Source organism: Streptomyces bikiniensis, from assembly GCF_000716625.1.
GTDB lineage: Bacteria > Actinomycetota > Actinomycetes > Streptomycetales > Streptomycetaceae > Streptomyces > Streptomyces bikiniensis.
The window spans coordinates 26,176-40,821 of the sequence record NZ_JNXJ01000002.1 but is presented as its reverse complement, the minus strand read 5'-3'; the positions used below and the strand labels follow the sequence as shown (position 1 = coordinate 40,821).

Annotated in this window: 14 protein-coding genes; 9 read left to right on the top strand and 5 right to left on the bottom strand. The window is 73.9% G+C overall.

Translation table 11 applies throughout. The features are described from left to right. The first annotated feature begins 182 nt into the window (after window positions 1-182). Window positions 183-1,544 (top strand): FAD-dependent oxidoreductase, encoded by a 1,362-nt coding sequence (locus OO47_RS01440; protein WP_051715188.1) that lies wholly within the window; start codon window positions 183-185, stop codon window positions 1,542-1,544. A 339-nt stretch (window positions 1,545-1,883) separates the two neighbouring features. On the opposite strand, the gene OO47_RS01435 is transcribed toward OO47_RS01440, so the two are convergent. Next, complete coding sequence (locus OO47_RS01435) at window positions 1,884-2,426, bottom strand: hypothetical protein (RefSeq protein ID WP_030205784.1); 543 nt, start codon at window positions 2,424-2,426, stop codon at window positions 1,884-1,886. 354 nt (window positions 2,427-2,780) lie between these two features. Further along, window positions 2,781-4,250: a hypothetical protein gene (locus OO47_RS01430; protein ID WP_030205786.1), complete on the bottom strand. Its 1,470-nt coding sequence runs from the start codon at window positions 4,248-4,250 to the stop codon at window positions 2,781-2,783. Window positions 4,251-4,548: 298 nt separating this feature from the next. Here OO47_RS01430 and lipB point away from each other — a divergent pair, with 298 nt between their 5' ends. The 4 genes from lipB to OO47_RS01410 all read left to right on the top strand — a co-directional run bounded on the left by lipB (window position 4,549) and on the right by OO47_RS01410 (window position 7,786). Beyond that, a complete protein-coding gene (gene lipB, locus OO47_RS01425; RefSeq protein WP_033207791.1) occupies window positions 4,549-5,376 on the top strand; it encodes a lipoyl(octanoyl) transferase LipB in 828 nt (275 codons plus the stop codon). A 132-nt stretch (window positions 5,377-5,508) separates the two neighbouring features. Then, window positions 5,509-6,462 carry a lipoyl synthase gene (lipA, locus tag OO47_RS01420; RefSeq protein WP_030205789.1) on the top strand — a complete coding sequence of 318 codons (954 nt, stop codon included), beginning with the start codon at window positions 5,509-5,511 and terminating at the stop codon, window positions 6,460-6,462. A gap of 393 nt (window positions 6,463-6,855) precedes the next feature. Beyond that, window positions 6,856-7,071: an SCO2195 family GlnR-regulated protein gene (locus OO47_RS01415; protein ID WP_030205790.1), complete on the top strand. Its 216-nt coding sequence runs from the start codon at window positions 6,856-6,858 to the stop codon at window positions 7,069-7,071. Window positions 7,072-7,081: 10 nt separating this feature from the next. Then, window positions 7,082-7,786: a DUF4191 domain-containing protein gene (locus OO47_RS01410; protein WP_030205795.1), complete on the top strand. Its 705-nt coding sequence runs from the start codon at window positions 7,082-7,084 to the stop codon at window positions 7,784-7,786. 79 nt (window positions 7,787-7,865) lie between these two features. Here the strand turns inward: OO47_RS01410 and OO47_RS01405 are convergent, their stop codons facing one another. Then, entirely contained in the window at window positions 7,866-8,333 is a 468-nt protein-coding gene (locus tag OO47_RS01405; RefSeq protein WP_030205798.1) for an RDD family protein, read from the bottom strand. A 275-nt stretch (window positions 8,334-8,608) separates the two neighbouring features. Here OO47_RS01405 and glnA point away from each other — a divergent pair, with 275 nt between their 5' ends. Further along, complete coding sequence (gene glnA, locus OO47_RS01400; protein WP_030205800.1) at window positions 8,609-10,033, top strand: type I glutamate--ammonia ligase; 1,425 nt, start codon at window positions 8,609-8,611, stop codon at window positions 10,031-10,033. A 77-nt stretch (window positions 10,034-10,110) separates the two neighbouring features. On the opposite strand, the gene OO47_RS01395 is transcribed toward glnA, so the two are convergent. Beyond that, entirely contained in the window at window positions 10,111-10,386 is a 276-nt protein-coding gene (locus OO47_RS01395) for a hypothetical protein (protein WP_030205803.1), read from the bottom strand. A gap of 149 nt (window positions 10,387-10,535) precedes the next feature. On the opposite strand from OO47_RS01395, the gene OO47_RS01390 reads away from it, so the two are divergent. Then, window positions 10,536-10,898: an arsenate reductase family protein gene (locus OO47_RS01390; protein ID WP_030205805.1), complete on the top strand. Its 363-nt coding sequence runs from the start codon at window positions 10,536-10,538 to the stop codon at window positions 10,896-10,898. A gap of 42 nt (window positions 10,899-10,940) precedes the next feature. Here the strand turns inward: OO47_RS01390 and OO47_RS01385 are convergent, their stop codons facing one another. Further along, entirely contained in the window at window positions 10,941-11,846 is a 906-nt protein-coding gene (locus OO47_RS01385) for a Gfo/Idh/MocA family protein (RefSeq protein WP_030205807.1), read from the bottom strand. 203 nt (window positions 11,847-12,049) lie between these two features. Here OO47_RS01385 and OO47_RS01380 point away from each other — a divergent pair, with 203 nt between their 5' ends. Continuing rightward, the gene (locus OO47_RS01380) at window positions 12,050-13,444 is read left to right on the top strand and encodes a hypothetical protein (RefSeq protein WP_030205809.1); all 1,395 of its coding nucleotides are present in this window, start codon (window positions 12,050-12,052) and stop codon (window positions 13,442-13,444) included. Continuing rightward, window positions 13,441-14,604 (top strand): ARPP-2 domain-containing protein, encoded by a 1,164-nt coding sequence (locus tag OO47_RS01375; protein ID WP_030205812.1) that lies wholly within the window; start codon window positions 13,441-13,443, stop codon window positions 14,602-14,604. Before OO47_RS01380 ends, OO47_RS01375 begins: the two co-directional genes overlap by 4 nt. Window positions 14,605-14,646 lie beyond the last annotated feature (42 nt).

Sequence of the window (14,646 nt, the reverse complement as noted above, 5' to 3'; positions counted from 1 at the left end):
GCGCGCACCCCGGTCGCGCGCTCCTGGCACCCGTGGGAGCGCTGCCTAGGCTCGACGCGGACCGTGAACTCCGGCATTCCGGAGGCCCGTTGGGGGCATAGGCCTCCCACCGGCCGCGCCGACCTGGGGAGGGGCACGTGCTCAGCAGCGCAGACAACACCGTCAGCAGCACGGAACACACCATCAGCACAGTCACCACGGGCGACACCGGCGGAACCGGCGGAACCGTCGACGTGGTCGTCGTGGGGGCCGGGGCGGCGGGGCTCGCGGCCGCCCACCGGCTGACCCGCGCCGGGCTCTCCGTCGCCGTCCTGGAGGCGGAGCCGTGGATCGGGGGCCGGATGGCGACCGCGTCCGTCGACGGCTTCCGGCTCGACCGGGTGGGCCCGCCGCTCACCCTCTCGTACGGGGAACTGCGCACCCTGCCGGGGCTCGACCGCCTCGCGCTGCGGCCCTTCGCCCCGGGGGTCCTCGTGCACAGCGACGGCCGGTACGCGCGGTGGGGTGCGTCGCACCCGCGCCGGGCGGCCGGAGCGCCCCGGACGGCGGGCGGCCGGAGCGTGGGGGGAGCGTTCAGCGTGGCGCGCGCCCTCGCGAGCGCCCCCCGCCGTCCGGCGGCCTCGCTCGACCAGGCGCGGCTCGGCGCGTCCCTCGTGCGGCTCGCCGCGACCCCGCCGCAGCGGATCCTGGCCCGGCCCGAGCGGACCGCGCGCGAGGCCCTGAACGCGCGGCTGCCGGCCCGGACCGTCCAGGGGGTGCTGCGGCCGCTGCTCGCGGCGCTCCTGGCGGACCCGGACCTCGGCACGTCCAGTCGGCGGGCGGACCTGGCGCTGCGCGCCTTCGCCCGGGGGCGGCTCGCGGTGCCGGAGGGCGGCGCGGCGGCGCTCCCGGAGCTGCTGGCGGCCGGGCTGCCGCCGGGCACGGTCCGTACCGGCGTACGGGTCACGGAGGCGTCCGTGTCCCGGGTCACGACGGCGGAGCACGGGGTGTTCCGCTGTCGCTCGGTGGTCCTGGCCACGGGGGCGCGCACGGCGGCGGAGCTGCTGCCGGGGCTGCGGACGCCCGCGTTCCACGCCGTGACGGTCCTGCACCACACGGCGCCGGTCGCGCCCACCGGCGATCCGGTGCTGCTCCTGGAGTCGGACCCGGGCGGGCCGGTGGCCCACACGTCCGTGATGAGCGCGGTCGACCCGGGCCGCGCCCCGGCGGGCCGGGCCCTGATCACCTCGACGGTGCTCGGGACGCCGCCGGACGACACGGAGCGGCGGGTCCGCAAGCACCTCGCCACGCTGTACGGCACGTCGACCGACGAGTGGGAGCTGCTGGCGCTCCGGCACACCCCGGACGCGGTCCCCGCGATGCCGCCCGGGCACGACGGGCACCGCTCGGTCCGGCTGCTCGCGGGGCTCTACGTCTGCGGCGACCACCGCGCCACGAGCAGCCCCCGGGGCGCCCTCGCCTCGGGCCACCGCGCGGCCCGCGCCCTCCTGACGGACCTGGGCGTCCGCCTCCCGGCGGAGCTCCCGGCCCGGGAGACGGCCTGAAGCGTGTCGCAGAAGGCCGGGAAGCGGGCGTTTCCCCCGCGCGCGTGGGATGTTGCCGTCGCCCCTCCCGCGCGGTGTGCAGGCAGTCGCGTTTCCCGCGCGCGGGGTGTGGGGAGCCGGACCGTCGCGGGTGGAGACGCTCACGGGGGAAGGGCCCCGGGGATCGCCCGCTTCCGGCTTCGACGGGTGGCCGGCCTGCCGGTACCAGTCCTCTCCCCGGCCGGTGCCGTCCGTACGGCACGCCCGGGCACGGCCTCGGCGGCGCGCGTGTCGGCGGCGATGCCCTCGCCGTCCTCGTCCGCGTCGGGGTCGCGCGGCGACGTCATGGGGCCGGTGGCGTCACTTCCAGACGGCGATCGGGTCCCCCTTGCCGGAGCCGGGCAGCCACTCGACCCGGGTCGGTCCCGTTCCGCCCTCGTCGGTGAGGTAGACGCCGCACGACGGGTAGCTCCTGCCCTTCGGGGCGGCGTCGAAGTCCTTCCCGTCCGTGTCATCGGGGACGCACGCCGTGAACTCCGGTGCCGGAACCATGGTGACGTCGCCGTTCGCGTCGACAGTCGGGGTGGGGAAACCGGGCCGGATGCTCAGATGCGTCAGTCGCCCCTCGTCACCGCTGACGTCGAGGTCGGGCCACTCGGCGGCCCCGTCCGTGGTCTTGGTGACGCGGTAGTGGACGTAGTACGGCGTCCGCCCCGCGTACCGCTCGGGATTCCGGAGCACGGACAGGTCGTCGGCGCCGCCCTGTTCCACCCTCAGGACGGTCACTTCGAGGTCCTCTCCGGTGGCCTTCCCGCCGTACGAGAGCTCTTGTCCGGAGGAGCAGGCGGTGAGGAGGACGGTGGAGAGGGCGATCAGGGCGGCGTGCTTCGGTCGGATCTTCAAGGTGTTCCCCGTGGGTGAGGTGTGGGCCGGCCCCGGTCGGACGAGCACGAGGGCTTGTCCCTCCGATCACGATCGGAGCCGGACGACGGCCGCGGCAGGTGCCGGGAGCGCTCGTCGCCGGTCTCGGGTGGGGGTGCTGCACGCGCCGGGTCCCCGGCGGAGCCTTGCGACGCGACGTCGCCCATCCTGCTCCGAGCCACTGCACGACCGATGAAATCCCGTTGAAGGAGAAGACCCGTCCGACAGCGGGACGCCCTGCCGTGCCGCAGAGCCCGCGCACCGTCGGCCCGCCCGCCCCCCGCTCGCGTCGACGGCCCCGCGGGCCGGGGCGCCCGGTGGCCGGGCGGGCTCCGGTCAGCCGATCGCGGCCACCCGGTCGCGGTAGGCGCGGGTGGCGGCCGCGTCGCGGTAGGGCTCCAGGCGGCGCTCGAAGTCGCGTACGTACTCGGCGGCGCGGGCGGAGCGCATCTCGGAGGCCTCCTTGGCGGCCTCGGCGCCGAGCGCGCAGGCCTGCTCCAGTTCGCCGAGGGCGAGCCGGGAGGTGGCGAGGACGACCCGGCAGAAGAGGCGGCTGCGGGCGTAGCCGGGGGCGCGGAGCTGGAGGGAGCGCTCGGCGTGCTGGGCGGCGGGGCGGTACTGCTGGAGGTCGCGGTGGCAGTGCGCGAGCTCGTCGGCGAGCTGCGCCTCGTCGAAGGCCCGGGCCCAGTACGGCACCTCGTCACCGGGCCGGGCCGCCCCCAGGGCCCGTTCGGCCCGGACGAGGGAGGCGCTGCACGCGCGCGCCTCCTCCAGGACGGCGTGGCCGCGCGCCTCGACGGCGTGCAGCATCGCCTGGACGACGGGCGGCGCGGCGGGTCCGACGCCCTGCTGGGCGACCCGGGCGAGCTGCACGGCCTCCCGCCCGTGGCCGAGGTAGACGGCCTGGCGGCTCATGGTGAGGAGCACGTACGAGCCGTACGCCCGGTCCCCGGCGGCCTGTGCGAGGCGCAGCGCCTGGACGAAGTAGCGCTGGGCGAGGCCGTGGGCGGCGATGTCGTACGAGGTCCAGCCCGCGAGCCGGGTGAGGTCGGCGGCGGCGGCGAAGAGGCGGCGGCCGGTGGACTCGCCGTACGTGCCCCGCAGCATCGGCTCGGCCTCGTGCTCCAGGTAGCGGACGAGGGCCTGGCGGGCGTGGCCGCCGCCGTAGGCGTGGTCGAGGGTGCGGAAGAGTTCGCCGACCGAGCGGAGGGCGGCGACGTCGCCGCTGGAGACGCGCTGTCCGGGGCCCCGGTCCGTGCCGCGCTGGCGGGGGACGGAGAAGCGGCCCTGGGCCGGGACCCGGGGATCGTGCGGGGGCGCCCCGGCGGAGGGGCGGGAGGGGGCGGATTCGCCGCGTGCCACCCGCTCGTCGGCGCGGCCGATCAGCCAGTCCCGGCTGGGGACGACCAGGCCCGCCGGGGTGAAGGCGATCTTGCGGAGTTCGGCGTGGCTGCCGGAGTCCTTGCGCCACAGGCCGCTGACGATGTCGACCGCCTCCTCGGGGGTGGCGGCGAACTCCAGGCCCGCGTAGACGGGCGCGCAGGCGTCGAGGCCGAGGTCCTGGGCGGAGAGCCGGCGGCCCAGGCGGCGGGTGAAGACCTCGGCGATGAGGGCGGGGGTGGTGCCGCGCGGCTGCTGGCCGCGGAGCCAGCGGGTCACGGAGGTCTTGTCGTACCGCAGGTCGAGGCCGTGTTCCAGGCCCAGCTGGTCCACCCGTCTGGCGAGGCCCGCGTGGGAGAACCCTGCTTCGGCGATGAGCGCGGCGAGCCGGCTGTTCGGGATGCGCTGCGGGGGTCGTTCCGTCATCAGCTGTGCGGTCTCCTGTTTTCCGGGCCCGGGCGGCACCCCTTCGGACCCTCCTGGAACGGCGTGAATTTAGCGGCCCGCGCGGTCCGTACCGCCGCCTTCGCCCCACATTCATCCGATCGTGTGAGGATTGACGGCATCGCTGACGTGGGCGCCCCGCCCGGGCGCTCCGTCCGCCCGCCGGAGGGGTGGTCCCGGCGCCGCCGTACAGTGGCATGGGCGCGAATGACGCATGGTGCCGAACCGGCCCGGGATGATCCCCGGTCCCCGGACTCCCGGCACAGGAGGAGGCATGGCCGTGAGTGAGCTGCGATTCGTCCGTCTCGGCTTCGGCGAGGACGCCGTCGACTACCGGGTGGCCTGGGACAGGCAGCGCGAGGTGCACGCCGCGCGGTTCGCCGACGAGGTCGAGGACACCTGTCTGCTCCTGGAGCACCCGCCGGTCTACACGGCCGGCCGGCGCACGGCGGAGAGCGAGCGCCCGCTCGACGGGACGCCGGTGGTGGACGTGGACCGGGGCGGCAAGATCACCTGGCACGGCCCCGGACAGCTGGTCGGCTACCCGATCATGAAGCTGCCCCGCCCGGTGGACGTCGTCGCGCACGTGCGGCGCCTGGAGGAGGCCCTGATCCGCACGGCCGCGGAGTTCGGCGTGGAGACGACGCGGATCGAGGGCCGCAGCGGGGTGTGGGTGCTCGGCGATCCGGTGGAGCGGCGGCCGTCGCTCGGTGGGCTCTCGCTCGACTTCGACCCGCGTCTGAACGACGAGGAGTTCGACCCGCGCCTGAACGGGCCGGAGTACGCGCCCTCCAACGCCGGCCAGCGCCGCGAGGACCGGAAGCTGGCGGCGATCGGCATCCGGGTCGCCAAGGGCGTCACGATGCACGGCTTCGCGCTCAACGTGAACCCGGACAACGCCTGGTTCGACCGGATCATCCCGTGCGGCATCCGCGACGCGGGCGTCACCTCGCTCGCCAACGAGCTGGGCCGGGACGTCACGGTCCGGGAGGTGCTGCCGGTGGTGGAGAAGCACCTGCGGGAGGTCCTGGAGCACGCGGACCTCAAGCCCCGGGCCGTGGAGCCCGCGTCCGGCGCCCCCCGGACCGTGGAGCCCGCGTCCGCCTGACCCCGGGCCGCCCCGTCCGCACGGCCCCGGGAATGCGGGGGCGATGGCCAGAGGTTGGCCGGACGTAGGCAGGCATGGAAGCCACGGGCGTACCCTGGTGTACGCCGAAGAATCGAAGCTACAGGAGCCGATGTGTCCGCAGTCGCACCCGACGGACGCAAGATGCTGCGCCTGGAGGTCCGGAACGCCCAGACCCCCATCGAGCGCAAGCCCGAGTGGATCAAGACCCGGGCGAAGATGGGGCCCGAGTACACGAAGATGCAGGGCCTCGTGAAGAGCGAGGGCCTGCACACGGTCTGCCAGGAGGCGGGCTGTCCCAACATCTTCGAGTGCTGGGAGGACCGCGAGGCGACCTTCCTCATCGGCGGCGACCAGTGCACCCGGCGCTGCGACTTCTGCCAGATCGACACGGGCAAGCCGCAGGCCCTCGACCGCGACGAGCCGCGCCGCGTGGGCGAGTCGGTCGTCACGATGGACCTGAACTACGCCACGATCACCGGCGTCGCGCGCGACGACCTGGAGGACGGCGGCGCCTGGCTGTACGCGGAGACCGTGCGCCAGATCCACCAGCAGACGGCGGACCGCGAGGCCGGCCGTACGAAGGTCGAGCTGCTCGCCCCCGACTTCAACGCGGTGCCGGAGCTCCTGGAGCAGGTCTTCGACTCCCGCCCCGAGGTCTTCGCGCACAACGTGGAGACGGTGCCGCGCATCTTCAAGCGCATCCGCCCCGGCTTCCGGTACGAGCGCTCCCTGGACGTCATCACGCGGGCGCGTGACTACGGTCTGGTCACGAAGTCGAACCTGATCCTCGGCATGGGCGAGACCCGCGAGGAGATCAGCGAGGCGCTCCAGCAGCTGCACGACGCGGGCTGCGAGCTCATCACGATCACCCAGTACCTGCGCCCCTCGGTCCGCCACCACCCGGTGGAGCGCTGGGTGAAGCCGCAGGAGTTCGTGGAGCTGAAGGAGGAGGCCGACGAGATCGGCTTCTCCGGCGTGATGTCGGGCCCGCTGGTCCGCTCCTCGTACCGCGCGGGGCGGCTCTACCAGCAGGCGATGGAGCGGCGCAGCCGAGCCGGAGCGTAGGTCGCGGGTCCGCCCGAGGAACGAGGGCGGGCACGCGGCCGGAGCGGTGGCGAGGCGGAGCGCGACCGAAGGCCGGAGAAGCGGGTGGCCGCGCAGACCGCGTGAGCCGTGCGCGCACGGGCGGGCGCACCCTCGCGTGAATCCGAGCACAAGTGGTTACCGGCCGGTAGTGGCCGGATCCGGTGCGGTCCCTACGACCCCGCAGCTCAGCGGGTGCGTACGGGCCGCGCCGCCGTCCTCCCGCTGGGCCGACCGGCCGCACCGACGTTTCATCAGTGTTTGACCGTCGGGTCACGCCCTGGTAACACCGATCTGTGAGCCTGGTTTCACACACCGCCACCACCCGCTCACACCCCCACCTCGTCTCACCCGCCATCGAGGGAGGACCCCGCCATGCCGGCCGCATCGACGCACGTCCGCGTCACCGCGATCCCGTCCGTCACCGACGCCCTGAGGGTCGTGGAATCGCTGCTCCTGGGCTCGGGACAGCGCACCGCCCGGCGCAACGCCTGGAACTCCGTCCTGGAGGACCGGCGCCGCGCCAAGGACCGGGTCGAGGCCCAGCGCGTGATGGAGGTCGCGTCGGGCCGCGCTTCCCGGGCCACGTAAACTTCAGGACATGGCGAGGAAGGCAAACACGAGCAGCGCTGACGCTGCCAACCCCGGGCGACTGAAGCAGATCGCCCTCACGTACAAGATGACCCGGAAGGCCGACCCGAAGGTCGGTCTCGTCGTCGCGGGCGTGGGCATCGGCGTACTCGGTGTCCTCCTCGCGATCGGCTTCCTCATCGGTCATCCGGTCTACCTGGGCATCCTGGGCTTCGTCCTGGCGCTCCTGGCGATGGCCATCGTCTTCGGGCGGCGCGCCGAGAGCGCGGCCTTCGGGCAGATGGAGGGCCAGCCGGGCGCGGCGGCGGCGGTGCTGCAGAACGTCGGGCGCGGCTGGACGACGACCCCCGCGGTCGCGATGAACCGCAACCAGGACGTCGTGCACCGCGCGGTCGGCCGGGCGGGCATCGTCCTGGTCGCCGAGGGCAACCCGAACCGGGTCAAGGCCCTCCTCGCGGCGGAGAAGAAGCGCATGAACCGCGTCGTGATGGACGTGCCGGTGCACGACATCATCGTCGGCGACGGCGAGGGCCAGGTGCCGCTGAAGAAGGTCCGCACGACCATGCTGAAGCTGCCCCGGGTGCTCTCCGGCCCGCAGGTGACCGCGGCCAACGACCGGCTGCGCGCGATGGGCGACCTGATGAGCAACATGCCCCTGCCGAAGGGCCCGATGCCGAAGGGCATGCGGATGCCGCGCGGCGGAAAGATGCGCTGACGCGCCCGACCGAACACGAGGGAGGGGCTCCGGACCGTGCGGTCCGGAGCCCCTCCCTCGTACGTGCGGCCGTACGGCGTCAGACCTGGACCTGGACGGCGCCGGAGAGGCGGTCGTGGAGGCCGCGGCCGTCGCGGTCCCAGATCAGGGCCGGGATCGCCAGGCAGACGAGGAGCGAGCGGAGCACCGCGCGCAGCGGGCCGAGCCGGCCGCCGTGCACGGAGACGACGCGCAGCCGGAAGAGGAGCTTGCCGGGCGTGGCGCCGACGGTGCCGACGGTCAGGGCGCTGGTGACGAACAGGATGCCGAGGGCCCAGTTGCCGGTGGCCTGGTTGTAGCCGTCGGTGACCAGGCCGTATGCGATCAGCATGCAGAGGGCCCAGTCGGCGGCGAGGGCGCCGAGGCGGCGCCCGGGGCGGGCGATCGAACCGGGACCCTCCTCGGGCAGCCCCAGCTGCTGACCGCGATAGCCGAAGTCGACGCCTGCGTCCTCGGCCGCCGCGCGGGGGCCGGAGAGCCACGATCCGATTGCTTGCCTGTTGTCCACCCGACCACGGTACTGCGCCCGTTCTCGATCTCTTCGGCCCGGGTGGGGAAAGGCATCCGGCGGCCTCCTCCGGACCGCGCCGGGCGCGGTCCGGGCGCGCTCCGGGCGCGCTCCGGGCATGACCAGCACCCACCCCGGTTAACTTCGACGAAACAATTGGGTCATGCTTGAGAAATCACGTCTGCCTATGGTCGGGTCCAGCGTGTGCCACCGCACTGGCCGCACGACCGAGCTGCAACCCCGCCCCTCCCCGGGCCGGGAGTAGGAGGAGTGGGATGTCCCAGACGAACGGGTTCCAGAACGCCGAAGAGGCCCAGAAGTTCATCAAGGACAACGACGTCAAGATGGTCGACGTCCGGTTCTGCGACCTTCCGGGTGTGATGCAGCACTTCACGATCCCTGCATCGGCCTTCGACCCGGCGGAGGAGCTCGCCTTCGACGGCTCGTCGATCCGCGGCTTCCAGGCGATCCACGAGTCCGACATGGCGCTGCGCGCCGACCTGTCGACGGCCCGCGTGGACCCCTTCCGCCGCGACAAGACGCTGAACATCAACTTCTTCATCCACGACCCGATCACGGGTGAGCAGTACAGCCGCGACCCGCGGAACATCGCGAAGAAGGCGGAGGCGTACCTGGCCTCCACCGGCATCGCCGACACCGCGTTCTTCGGCCCCGAGGCGGAGTTCTACGTCTTCGACTCGGTGCGCTTCGAGACCTCGGCGAACCAGGGCTTCTACCACATCGACTCCGAGGCCGGCGCCTGGAACACCGGTGCGGTGGAGAACAACCGCGGCTACAAGGTCCGCTACAAGGGCGGCTACTTCCCGGCCCCGCCGGTGGACCACTTCGCCGACCTGCGCTCCGAGATCTCCCTGGAGCTGGAGAACGTCGGCCTCCAGGTCGAGCGCCAGCACCACGAGGTCGGCACCGCCGGCCAGGCCGAGATCAACTACAAGTTCAACACGCTGCTCGCCGCGGCCGACGACCTGATGCTCTTCAAGTACATCGTGAAGAACGTCGCCTGGCGCAACGGCAAGACCGCGACCTTCATGCCGAAGCCGATCTTCGGCGACAACGGCTCGGGCATGCACGTCCACCAGTCGCTGTGGGCCAACGGCGACCCGCTGTTCTACGACGAGACGGGCTACGCGGGCCTCTCGGACACCGCCCGCTACTACATCGGCGGCATCCTCAAGCACGCCCCGTCGCTGCTCGCCTTCACCAACCCGACGGTGAACTCGTACCACCGCCTGGTCCCGGGCTTCGAGGCCCCGGTCAACATGGTGTACTCGCAGCGCAACCGCTCCGCCGCCATGCGCATCCCGATCACGGGCGCGAACCCGAAGGCCAAGCGCGTCGAGTTCCGCGCGCCGGACCCGTCCTCGAACCCGTACCTCGCCTTCTCGGCGCTGCTCCTCGCGGGCCTCGACGGCATCAAGAACAAGATCGAGCCGCTGGAGCCGATCGACAAGGACCTGTACGAGCTGGCTCCGGAGGAGCACGCCAACGTCCCGCAGGTCCCGACCAACCTGGAGGCCGTCCTCTCGGCCCTGGAGGAGGACAACGAGTACCTCCAGGCCGGCGGCGTCTTCACCTCGGACCTGATCGAGACCTGGATCGACTACAAGCGCACGAACGAGATCGCCCCGATACAGCTCCGCCCGCACCCGCACGAGTTCGAGCTGTACTTCGACCTCTAGATCGCGGGCCCTTCGTACGAAGGCCGCCGCTCCCGGAAGTCCGGGGGCGGCGGCCTTCGCCGTGCGTGCGGTGCCCGTCAGCGCCCGTAGCGGATCAGGGCGCGGACCATGCGGCAGGTGGTGTCCGAGGGCGGGTGGATGCCGAGCTGCTCGGCCGTGGTGCGTATGGTCGCGTTCGTGGCCTTCGACGGGACGTAGACGCCGGCGTCGAGGAGGGCGATCGCGAGGCGCATGGCCTTCAGGCGCCGGTTGTGCGTGACGTACCACTCGCGGGGCCGGCCCGCGGGGAGCGGCTGCTTCTGGAGCGGCTTCCAGGGTTCGAGGGACGGCGTCCGGATCACGGCGAGAGCCATGGGCTACCTCCTGGCGAACGGCGGGGTGCGGGCCCTCCTCGGGACCCTCACCTTCACCCCTTATTTTACCGGCCCCCACTGACAATCGTCCCTGGCCAGGAGTGGTTTTCGGCAGTACGGAAGGGGGGCTCGGGGGTAGCGTGGGCGCCATGGAGATCTGGATCAATCCCGCCTGTTCCAAGTGTCGCGGCGCCCTCACCCTCCTCGACGCCGAGGGGGCCGGGTACACCGTCCGGCGCTACCTGGAGGACGTGCCCTCGGCCGACGAGATCCGGGAGGTGCTCGGGCGGCTCGGGCTCGAACCGTGGGACGTCACCCGGACCCAGGAGGCCGAGGCGAAGGAGCTCGGGGTGAAGGAGTGGCCCCGGGACGCGGCGGGCCGCGACCGGTGGATCGAGGCCCTCGCCGCGCACCCGAGGCTCATCCAGCGGCCGATCATCACCGCCGAGGACGGCACCGCCGTCGTGGGGCGGACCGAGGAGGCCGTACGGGACGCGCTCTCCCGCCGCTGAGGGCGGCGCTCCGGGATCGCCCCCGGGGCCGCTCCCGGAGCCTCAGCGCCTCGCCGTCAGGCGTTCCGCCTCCGTCAGGATCTCCGTCAGGCGCAGGCCGAAGCGGGCGTCGCAGGGGTGCGGGACGCCCGTGCGGGCCGCCACGGCCAGGGCGTCCACCGCCGCCCCGAACGCGTCCACCGCGCCGTTCCAGCGGGGCATCTCGGCGCGGCCCTCCGTGCCGTACAGGGTGAGGGCCGCCTCCGCCGCCTCCGGCGGGGCGCTCAGGGTGAGGGTCGCCGTGCTGCTCGCCCCCGACGCGTGGCGCAGGACGAGATGGTGGGTGTCGCCCGGCCCCGGCGCGGCCGTGACCTCCGTGACGTCCCCGAGGATCGGCAGGTAGACCGAGAGGACGTGCGGGCCCACGTCCCACAGGCCGCCCTTCTCCCGCCGCCAGGGCGAGGCCGCGTACTCGCTCGTGGAGCCGGAGCCGTACAGCGAGCCCAGCCAGTGCGCCTCGCCCAGGAACCAGCCGTCCGCCGCCGCCCGCTCGGCGATCCAGGAGGCCGTCGGCTCCGCGAACCGGAGGGTGCAGAAGACCACCGACGCCGCCCCGGCCGCCTCGACCGCCTCCGCCACCTCGCGGGCCCCGGCCACCGTCGTGGCGACCGGCTTGTCCAGGAGGACGTGGCAGCCCGCGGCCGCGGCCCGCACCGCCAGCGGGGCCTGCACGTCCGGCGGGAGGGCGAGGGCCACCGCGTCGCTCGCCGCGAAGAGCGCGTCCACGTCCTCGTACGCGCGCGTGCCCGACGCGGCGGCCAGCGCCTCCGCCGCCTCCGCGCGCCTGCCCCACACCCCGCTGAACTCGACGTCCGGGTGCGCGGCGAGCGCCGGCGCGTGGGTGTGACCGGCCCAGGGGCCGGTGCCGAGGAGTCCGATGCGGGGCCTCGCCCCGAGCTGCTTCGCCATGGACACAGTCTGCCGGGTGGCTCCGACGGGCGGCGGTGACGGGGTGCGCACCGAAACCCCCTGGCTCCCCTCCCCCCTCCCGGGTTAGCGTTCCCCCGCCGGCCGCGGGACTCCGGCGCGACTTCCGGAACCTGCCTCTGAAGCAACGTCTTCGCTGTTCGCGCCCTCATTCCCCGGCCGGCGCCCTAGGGAAGGGGAGAGACGTGTCCGAGCTCGTCGCCGCCGAGGACGTGCTCCTCTTCGTCAACGCCGCCGTCACCGCCACCGGCCAGCGCGAGTTCCGCTCCTCCGCCGGCGAGCAGCGGCTCTCGCTCGCCTTCCTCCACGCGTACGTACGGGTCAACTACCGGCAGGTGTACGCCGCTTCGCTCGCGCTCGACATCAACGACCACAACGCCGCCCTTATCGTCGAGCACCTGCTGCGCACCCCGGCGGAGGCCGGTCCCGGCGAGGGGCGGCTGATCGCCGCCCGGCTCGCCCTGCTGCCCCCTCAGCGCGTCTACCGGCTGTTCCGGGCGCTGCGCGCCGCCAAGGTCAACAACCGGCGCACGCGCGCGATCGTGCGCGAGTGGATCGCGGCCCGGCCCGATCCGGCGCTCGACGCCGTGAAGTACCGGCCCGGTGTGAAGACCGCCCTCCGGCACGTCCACGGGCCGGCGGCCGATCCGGAGACGGGCGACTTCCTCTTCGCGCCCCGCCGACGCGTCCGGTACGGGAGCCCGCTGCTCGACGCGTACCGCCGGGCGCACTACGAGCAGGCCGCGCTGTACGAGCTGCCGTTCACCGTCGCGGAGGGGTTCGCCGCGAAGCACGGCGTGCCCCGCGCGCTGTTCCTGGAGCGGATCGCGCCCCGGATGACCCGGTTCGAACGGCTCAGGACCGAGCGGACGGCGGGGAACACGAAGGACTGGTCCGCCGTGCCGCTGACCCGGCTCGCCGTGTACGTGCTGTCCCTGCCCTTCGCCGAGCGGGTCGCCCGGCGGGGCGAGCTGACCGGGGCGCTGCGGGCCGCCGCCCGCCGTGCGGCCGGGCCGCACGCCGGGAGCTGGGGGCGGGTGGCGGCCGTGCTGGACGACAGCTTCTCGTCCTCCGGTTCGGCGGTGAAGCGGCGCCGTCCGCTGGCCGTGGCCCTGGGCTGCCACTTCCTCCTGGAGGCCCTGGCGGCGCCGGGCGCGTACACCCCGCTGTGGACCTCGGGCGGGGACGATCCGCTGCTCGTCCGGCCGTACGGGCCGACGCCGCTCGGACTGCGGGTCCTGGACGCCCTGGAGACCGGGCCCGAGCGGCTGGTGATCGTCTCGGACGGCTGGGACAACGCCCCGCCGGGGCTCGCGGGCGAGGTCCTGCGGGTGTGGCGGACGCGGCTCGATCCGGAGCGCCGGACGAGCGTCGTGCACCTCAACCCCGTATACGACGCGGGGGGCTTCGACGTGCGCCGGCTCGCGCCGGGCGTGCCGACGGCCGGCGTCCGGGACGCGGAGGACCTGCCGGCCCTGGTGGAGATCGCCCAGTTCGCGGAGGGCCGCACGGGGTTCGGGGAGCTGCGGGACTATCTGGACCGGCGGGTGGAGGCGTTCCTGAAGGGGGCCGGAGGGTGACCCGGATCGATCTCGGCGGGCTCGACGCGCGGCCCGCGCAGGTGTGGGGCGGAGTGCGGCTGGTGCCGCTCGTGCGGTCCGAGCCGGTGGCCGGACTGCGGCTGCGCCGGGAGGTGTACGAGGGGGCCGGGACGGCCTCGGTGGAGCTCGGCGACCGGACCGCGTACACCTCGTACGTGCCGCACGGCTTCGTCGCCGACTGGTCCGGCTCCCGGCAGGACGGCGAGTCCGCCGCGTACGGGACGCTGCTCGGCGATCGTACGGACGGGCCCCCTCCCTGCGTGCCCGTGCGCCGCGTCCACCGGCCGGCCAAGCGCCGGCGGGGCGAGCGGCGGCTGCGGTTCCTGCCGCTGCACCTCGCCCTGGAGGGCTATCTCGCGCTGCACTTCGGCGGGCCGTCCGTGGTGTGGGACGACTGGTCCCGGGAGGCGGTGCGGCGCGGGCTCTCGCCGCGGGCCGAGGCGGCGTACGCCGGGTGGGACGTGCCGGGGCTCGGGGAGGCGCTGCGGGTGTTCGAGCTGCACCCGGGGCAGTGCGGGACGCTCCTGTACGTGGCCGACGCACTGGCCGCGGCCTTCGTCGTGCCGCACCCGGAGGACTACCGGGTCCTGCACCCGACCCTGGTCGAGGACCTGTACGGGGAGCTGGTCCACCAGTACGCGCACTACGGCGCCCCGGTGCCGGAGTTCACCGCGCGGATCCGGGACGGCGCCGGCGGCGTCCGCACGCTCACGGACCTGCGGGCGGCGGCCCTGGGGCAGGAGCGGGCCTGGGCGGCGGCGCACGACGGGCTGATGGCGCGGGACCTCCTGGAGACCTCGTACTCCTTCGAGCGGGTGTACCGGGCGGGGGAGTTCGACCTGTACCGGTTCCTGCCGCCGTTCCGGCGGGACGGGCGGGAGCAGCACATCGGGGAGCTGATCACCGACCACAAGGGGCGGGCGGCCTATCTGAAGACCTTCCGGCTCTCGGAGAAGCAGGTCAGGAAGGGGTACCTGCTGCACCGGCTCGCGGACCACGACTGGCACCTCGGGCGGACCGCGGAGGCGCTGGGCACCACGTATCCGGAGCTGGTGCGGCGGATCGGGGCGGCGGGGCTCGGGGGGCTCCTGGACGCCCACGTGGTCGCACGGAAGGCGAAAGGGGCCCGGGAAGGCTGAGTAACACGGGGTTCACAAACGGGCAACCGACGGGAAATCCCG